6 protein-coding genes are annotated in these 7777 nt (G+C 64.9%); 4 read left to right on the top strand and 2 right to left on the bottom strand.

Translation table 11 applies throughout. From position 1 onward, the window contains the following. Positions 1-1388, top strand: a 1388-nt coding sequence (nrdE, locus tag QOC76_RS11465; RefSeq protein WP_526356958.1) for a class 1b ribonucleoside-diphosphate reductase subunit alpha, incomplete at its 5' end; no start/stop codon positions are given. A 301-nt stretch (positions 1389-1689) separates the two neighbouring features. On the opposite strand, the gene QOC76_RS11460 is transcribed toward nrdE, so the two are convergent. After that, positions 1690-2874: an NAD(P)/FAD-dependent oxidoreductase gene (locus tag QOC76_RS11460; RefSeq protein WP_526356957.1), complete on the bottom strand. Its 1185-nt coding sequence runs from the start codon at positions 2872-2874 to the stop codon at positions 1690-1692. Between the two features lie 152 nt (positions 2875-3026). Between QOC76_RS11460 and QOC76_RS11455 the strand changes: the two genes are divergently transcribed. Further along, positions 3027-3767: a TetR/AcrR family transcriptional regulator gene (locus QOC76_RS11455; RefSeq protein WP_526356956.1), complete on the top strand. Its 741-nt coding sequence runs from the start codon at positions 3027-3029 to the stop codon at positions 3765-3767. Here the strand turns inward: QOC76_RS11455 and QOC76_RS11450 are convergent. Continuing rightward, the gene (locus QOC76_RS11450; RefSeq protein WP_526356955.1) at positions 3764-4582 is read right to left on the bottom strand and encodes an adenylate/guanylate cyclase domain-containing protein; all 819 of its coding nucleotides are present in this window, start codon (positions 4580-4582) and stop codon (positions 3764-3766) included. The genes QOC76_RS11455 and QOC76_RS11450 overlap by 4 nt on opposite strands. 115 nt (positions 4583-4697) lie before the next feature. Between QOC76_RS11450 and QOC76_RS11445 the strand changes: the two genes are divergently transcribed. After that, on the top strand, positions 4698-6290 hold the full coding sequence (locus QOC76_RS11445) for an HD domain-containing phosphohydrolase (RefSeq protein ID WP_526356954.1): 1593 nt from the start codon (positions 4698-4700) through the stop codon (positions 6288-6290). Between the two features lie 150 nt (positions 6291-6440). After that, positions 6441-7777, top strand: a 1337-nt coding sequence (locus tag QOC76_RS11440; protein WP_526356953.1) for an ATP-binding cassette domain-containing protein, incomplete at its 3' end; no start/stop codon positions are given.

Below are 7777 nucleotides of genomic sequence, written 5' to 3'. Positions count from 1 at the left end.
GTGCGGGCGCGGTGTACCTGCAGGCGCACCACCCCGACATCATGCGGTTCCTCGACACGAAGCGTGAGAACGCCGACGAGAAGATCCGCATCAAGACGCTCTCGCTGGGTGTGGTGATCCCCGACATCACGTTCGAGCTGGCGAAGCGCAACGAGGACATGTACCTCTTCTCGCCATACGACGTCGAACGGGTCTACGGTCTGCCGTTCGCCGACATCTCGGTGACCGAGAAGTACTACGAGATGGTCGACGACGCGCGGATCCGCAAGACGAAGATCAAGGCGCGCGAGTTCTTCCAGACGCTGGCCGAGCTGCAGTTCGAGTCGGGTTACCCGTACATCATGTACGAGGACACGGTGAACCGGGCCAACCCGATCGAGGGCAAGATCACCCACTCGAACCTGTGCTCGGAGATCCTTCAGGTGTCCACGCCGTCGGTGTTCAACGACGACCTGTCCTACTCCAAAGTGGGCAAGGACATCTCGTGCAACCTCGGTTCGATGAACATTGCCAAGACGATGGACTCGCCGGACTTCGCGCAGTCCATCGAGGTGGCGATCCGGGCGCTGACCGCGGTGAGCGACCAGACCCACATCTGGTCGGTGCCGTCGATCGAGCAGGGCAACAACGACTCTCACGCGATCGGCCTCGGGCAGATGAACCTGCACGGATACCTGGCGCGGGAACGGATCCTCTACGGTTCCGAGGAGGGCGTTGACTTCACCAACATCTACTTCTACTGCGTGCTGTATCACGCGCTGCGGGCGTCGAACCGGATCGCGATCGAGCGCGGCTCGCACTTCAAGGGGTTCGAGAACTCGAAGTACGCGTCAGGGGAGTTTTTCGACAAGTACACCGAGCAGGTGTGGGAGCCGAAGACCGACAAGGTGAAGCAGCTGTTCGCCGAAGCGGACATCCGCATTCCCACGCAGGAGGACTGGGTCAAGCTCAAGGAGTCGGTGGGCAAGCACGGCATCTACAACCAGAACCTGCAAGCGGTGCCGCCGACGGGGTCGATCTCCTACATCAACCACTCGACGAGCTCGATCCACCCGGTGGCGAGCAAGATCGAGATCCGCAAGGAAGGCAAGATCGGCCGCGTCTATTACCCGGCGCCATACCTGACCAACGACAACCTCGAGTACTACCAGGACGCGTACGAGATCGGCTACGAGAAGATCATCGACACCTACGCCGCGGCCACCCAACACGTGGACCAGGGGCTGAGCCTGACGCTGTTCTTCAAGGACACCGCCACCACCCGCGACGTCAACAAGGCGCAGATCTATGCCTGGCGCAAGGGAATCAAGACCTTGTACTACATCCGGCTGCGCCAGATGGCGCTGGAGGGAACCGAGGTCGAGGGCTGCGTCTCCTGCATGCTGTAGGCCCTCGGGGCGGACCTCTGCAAGCGCGGTGCGCGGAATAACCGTGGGTCGACTCCACGATTGTCGCACCGGGGTAATCCCAGCACTGGCCGTGGTCGTCATAGGTGCCGCCGTAGAAGACGCAGCAGACGCCGATGCCGTCGGTGTCCGGGTGGTCGCCGACGCACGCGTCGCCGGCACGAGCACGTAGGGCCTTTGCCGCCCGTCCGCATCCGGGCCTTAAGGGATAGGCGAACGCGCGGTTTCATACGCCGACTGCGGCGAGTCGCGTACGAAACCGCACACCCGCGACGCCGGTGAACTACTTGTACTTGTGCTGCGGGCCCTGTTCCTTCTTGTAGAGCGCCTTGAGTATCCGGTCGCGTAGGAACGCGTTGTCGATGAGATTGATGCCGGTGTTCGCGACGGCCGGGATACCCGCGAGCTTGTGGAAGTAGCGGCCCCGCTTGTACTCCCGGCCCCAGGCCGCTTCCATCCGCTGCGCATAGTTGGTGAAATCGTCGGGCCCGCCGTTCTGCAGCGCCGCGATCGCGCACTCGCCCGCGGCGAGGCCCGACTCCAGCGCCTTGGAGATGCCCGCACCGGACGCCGGCTTACCGGCGCCGAGCGAGTCCCCGGTGAACAGGACGCCGGGCCGCCACGGCGGCCACGCGGTGAAGCCCATCGGCAACCGCCACGCGCGCACGCTCTTGTTCTTCTTCAGCTCCTCGATCGGCGGCAGCTCCCAGTCGGCGGGCAGCGTCCGCAGGAACTCGCCGAGGAACTGCGTGGCGTTGATCGACTGCCAGTTCTTGTAGCTGTTGACATAGCCGAGTCCGATGTTGAACACGCCGTTGCCCATCGGAAACACCCAGCCGTAGCCGGGCAGCTGGTCACCCTGGAACGCCAGCTTCAGATAGATGTCCAGCGAGTCCGAGTCGGGCCGGTTGGCGTGCATCTCCGAGCGGATCGCGATGGCCGAGTAGCCCTTGTACTCCGAATCGATCTTCAAGGCCCGCTTGATGGGGGAGTAGGCGCCGTCGGCGGCTATCACCGCGTCGCCGTGGACCTTCTCGCCGCCCTTCAGCGTCACGCCGATGACCCGGCCGTTGGCGTCGAACTCGGGCCCGGTCACCTCGGACCCTTGGCGCACCTCGGCACCTGCCGATTCGGCGTGCTTGAGCAGCACAGTGTCCAGATGCGTGCGGCTGACGGTGTGCCCGTGATCGGGCATGCCCGGACGCTTCGGGAACGACAGCTCCCACTGGCTCGGACTGAACACCGTCACCCGGTTGACCCGGTGGAAGGTCGACACCTCGTCGGCGAGGCCCATCTTCTGCAGATAGCTGACCGCGCGGGCGGTCAAACCGTCGCCGCACGGCTTATCCCGCGGAAAATCGGCCTTGTCGAGCACGAGCACCTTCGCGCCGGTCTGCGCCGCCTGCCACGCGGCGGCCGACCCCGATGGCCCCCCACCGGCGATGACCAGGTCGTATCGCTGAGTCATAACTCTCGTCTCGTTATCTTCGCTGTCGCACAGATAGTACCCAAGTCGCTGCAGGTTTCTGGTGCGCCGAAGGGCCCGGTGAGGCACCTCGATGACGCGTTGCGGCACGGTCTGAGCAGGTCAGAGACGTTGGGACGGGTACAGTAGTCGGAATGCGCGCAAGGCCGAGGTCACGCTCTGGTCATGAACCGGGCGTCAAGGTCGACGCCCGCAGTGAACGTTGGCGTGAACATCGCAAGAAGGTGCGGGCGGAAATCGTCGATGCCGCCTTCCGTGCCATCGACCGCCTCGGGCCCGTGTTGTCGCTGCGCGAGATCGCCGAAGAAGCAGGCACGGCCAAACCGAAGATCTACCGGCACTTCACCGACAAGTCCGATCTGTTCCAGGCGATCGGTGAACGCATGCGCGAATTGCTGTGGTCCGCGATCATTCCGTCGATCGACGTGGAGGCGAACTCGGTCCGCGAGATCGTCGGGCGCGGCGTCGCGCATTACGTCGAGTTGGTCGATCAGCACCCCAATGTGGTGCGCTTCCTTCTGCAGGGCAGATTCGCCGACCAATCCGCGGCCGCGATGGCGACGGTCAACAAGGGTCGCGACATCACGCTCGCGATCGCCGAGATGATGAGCAGCGAGCTCGAGGAGATGGAGCTCAACCCGGCGGCCTTCGAGCTGGCGGCGTTCGCGATCTTCGGCACGGCGGCCTCGGCCACGGATTGGTGGTTGGGCGCCGACGACGACAGCCCGCGCCGGATGCCCAGCGACGAGTTCATCAGCCACATGACCACGATCATGATGGGCGCGATCAACGGCACGGCCGAGCTGCTGGGCGTCAAGATCGAGGCCGATCAACCGCTTCACACCGCGGTCCGCAGACAACAACCCGTGGCCTAGCCAGATCCCGGTGCTTCTGGCGGATCTCCTGCGCGCAGCACGAACGCGTCGACGGGTTCCTCACGCCCACGCAGGTTCAACGAGCGCCGCGATGCGGTGGCCATGAGCGTGTCGGCCACTCCGGACGCGACGAGCAATTCTCCACCTGCGGCGTGTTCCTGCATTCGCGCCGACACGTTGACCGTGTCGCCGAGGGCAGTGAAGTCGACGACTGAACTCCCGACATTGCCGACGTAGGCGACGCCCGCGTTAACCGCCACACCCAAGTCGAGCCATGGGTTTCCGTCGCTGCCGTCACGGACCGCGTCCAGCAGGTCGAGCCCCGCCCGAACGGCCCGCTGTCGGTAGCGCGGACCGCTGATGCCCCTGACGAAAAAGGCCATGACTTCGTCTCCGATGAGCTTGTCGATCACCGCGTCATGGCGAAGCAAGGTGCGGGTGGCGACGTTGTAGAACCTGTTGAGTAAGGCGGCGAAGTCCGCCGCGGCGCCGCGGCGGCCGAGAACTGTGGAGCCACGAACATCGGCGAACAGGACGGCGATGTCGACCTCGGCACCACCTGCCGGAAGCACATCACAACAGCGACTGCACAGATTCGGATTCTTGCGCGACGGACTGAAGCCGGCAGCGGACAGAACACGGCCGGCGGGGCCCCCGAAAGGGTTGTTGCAGAGCTTGCATCGGGGGGCCGACGGTAGATAGCGGAACAGTCGTCGCGCCCGCACCAGTGATCCGTGACCTTCGGTCAGCACCGTGTGCCACGGGTCCTTCGGGATCGCCGGTGAGGTCTCGACGGGAATGTTGATGGTGGCCATGGAGAAATGGTTTACCCGGTAACGCTTCGGGCGCATGAGGCATCGGCCTCAAGTAGTCCGGCCGTCGGCCGCTCGTTTGGGTCGGCATCGCCGTTTTTGGGTGCAGAATGAGCACGTGCACCCGTCCGGGACCCTGCCGGGCTCGACAAAGGGCCTGCGCAGAGCAGAGTTGCTGGCTGCGACATCGCTGGCGATCGACCTCGGGCTGGGTCAGCCGATGGAACACATGCTTCGGTCGTCATTGATCTCGGCACGCATCGCCGAACTCATGGGCCTCGACGCGCAACGACGGGCGACGGTGTACTACGCCAATCTGGTGGGCTGGATCGGTTGTCACGCCGATTCATACGAGCTTTCGGCGCTGTTCGGTGACGACATCGCCTTCCGGGCCGACACTTACGGCGTGGACATGACCGGACTGCCGTTCCTGCGTCTGATGATGAGCCACGTTGGGTGCGGCCTACCCGCGTGGGAGCGTGGCATTCGCGCGGCGGCATTTCTGGTCACGGCACGTAACCGGGTCGGCAAGCTCATTCATTCGCATTGCAGTTCTGCCAGTGTCCTTTCCGATCGGATGGGTCTGGACGAGCAGGTCGGGCAGGCGTTGGCATACATCTTCGAGCGCTGGGACGGCCGCGGGATGCCGAAAGGCGCTCGCGAAGAAGAAATCCCGATCGAAGTCCACATCGTTCATTTGGCGGACGTCGTCGAGGTGCATCTGCGGACGAGCGGCGTGCAACAGGCCCTCGGGGTCGTGAAAAGCAGGCGCGGCACGCAGTTCAGCCCTGCGGTGGCCGATGTGTTCGAACGCAACGCCGTCGCCATCGTCGACGGACTGCTCGAAATAGACGTTTGGACCGCTGCGTTGGCGCATGCACCGGATCTTCACCGCACTCTCGACGGTGACGAGATCGACGAGTTGCTGCGGGCCGTAGCGGATTTCGTCGACCTCAAATGTCCGAGCTCGCCCGGCTACTCGCGTGGCGTCGCCGAGCTGGCCGCCGGAGCCGCCCGGCACCTGCGGAAGCCGTCGGAGGACGTCACGCGTCTCTACCGGGCGGGCCTCGTGCACGGCCTCGGCAGATTAGGCGTGTCCAACAGCATCTGGCAGAAGAGGGGACCGCTCAGTACGGCCGAATCCGAGCGGTTGCGCATGTACCCGTATCTCACCGGACGGATACTCAGCCGGGTCGGCGGCTTGGAGTCGGTGGTATCGGTGGCGACCAAGCACGAGGAGCGGATCGACGGATCTGGGTTTCCCCGTGGGCTCGTCGGCGCCGAGTTGTCTTCGACGGATCGATTGCTTGCAGCGGCCGTGGCCTATCACCGACTGCTCGAGGCGCGTCCGGACCGCCCCGGGCTCGATACTCTCGGCGCCGCACGTCAACTGCGCGAAGAAGCACGGGCGGCACGCCTCGACGCAGATTCCGTCGAGGCCGTCCTTGCGGCGGCCGGGCACCGGGTATCACGGCGCACTTCCCAGTCGGGCGGGCTTACCGCCCGGGAGGTGGAGGTCCTCCGACTCGTCGCGCAGGGGAGATCGAACCGTCAGATCGCTGCAGAACTGTACATCGCCGAGAAAACGGCGCGTAACCACGTCGAGCGCGTCTACTCCAAGTTGGGTGTCAACAACCGCACGCAGGCGAGTCTCGCCGCGATCGATCGAGGCTTGGCGGTGCTGCCCTCCGACGCGGCGGCAGGACTGTAACGGCTTTCGGGCGTCGAACGTGGCCGAACCGGCCGCAATACCGTTGACGGTGAACGTCATTAGTTGAGGCATCCGCCCCATGTGACAAAGCGATCAGCGGACCGATGATCGTGGCTGACAAAGCAAGTCCGCCACGAGAAGGGTTCCGCCATGACCGAGAACGCGATCGACCCGCCGACCATCACACGGTCGTGTACGCGCACACCACGCCACGCGCGCGAAGCACCGGATGGCGGGCGGATCGAAGCAGTCAACGTGAGCCGGTGTGTCGGCGCACGGCAGATTCTCCAGGAGCTGTCGCTAGCTGTGGAACCTGGTGAGCTGATTGCCATCGCCGGTGGCAGCGGAGCAGGAAAAACCACCCTTCTGGAAATACTCGCCGGACAGCAACCGTCGTCTTCGGGAGAAGTTCGCCACGACGGTGTCGTTCGCGGTGCCAAGGTCGGCGGGGGTGCGCGCATCGGCTACGTCCCCCAAGACGACATCATCCATTTGGAGATGCCGCTGCGCCGGACGCTGCGCTACGCGGCGCGGTTACGGCTGCCCGCAGGCACTTCGGCGGTGGAAGCGGAGCGCATCGTCGAGGACACCATGTGCGACCTCGATCTGAGTGACCGCGCCGAGGTGCCCGTCCGTGCGCTGTCGGGTGGCCAGCGCAAGCGGGCCAGTATCGCTGTCGAGCTTCTGACTCGGCCACGCCTTTTCTTCCTGGACGAACCGACCTCGGGCCTCGATCCGTCGACGGCAGCCGGTGTGATGCGCCTGCTGCGCCGGCTCAGCGGGCGAGGCGTCACGGTCGTCATCACGACGCATGAGCCCGCAGGCATCGACACGTGTGACCGGGTGGTCTTTCTCGCACGTGAGGGCCATCTGGCCTTCATCGGCGGCCCAGCGCAGGCGCGGCGCTACTTCGACGTGCAGGATCTCACCGAGGTGTACGAGCGGCTTGCCGACGAGGCCACGCCCCAAGTGTGGGCGCAGCGGTTCTCGGCCAGTCGTCCGACGACACAACCAGGTGCAGGCATTGCTTCGCCGCCCACTGCGGCCACCCGGGGCGACCTCGATCGCACGGGTGTGCTTCGGCAGTGGTGGCTGTTGACCAGACGCAATGCGGATGTGCTCCTGCGCAACCGGCTGACCCTCGCGATCCTGCTTGGCTCCCCGGTGCTGGTCACTGCGATGATGGCGACGCTGTTCACGCGCGGCGCGTTCGACTTCGGTAGCGCAGCAGGCGTCGGCCCGGCGCAGATCGTGTTCTGGATCGCCTTCGATGGCTTCTTCTTCGGCCTGACCTACGGCCTGCTCCAGATCGTCGGCGAGATGGCGGTTTTCCGGAGAGAGCGCCTGGCGGGCCTGCGCGTCGGCGCCTACGTGGCTTCCAAAGTGACAACGCTGCTTCCCGTATTAGCCGCGGTGAGTGCGGTGCTGCTCTTGGTGCTGCGCGCGCTCGGCAGGCTGCCGGCCGTCGGCTGGCATGTCTATGCCTT

The sequence above is a fragment of the Mycobacterium sp. genome (genome assembly GCF_032159565.1).
In the GTDB taxonomy this organism is placed as follows: Bacteria; Actinomycetota; Actinomycetes; order Mycobacteriales; family Mycobacteriaceae; genus Mycobacterium.
This window is presented reverse-complemented; position numbering and strand designations above follow the sequence as displayed.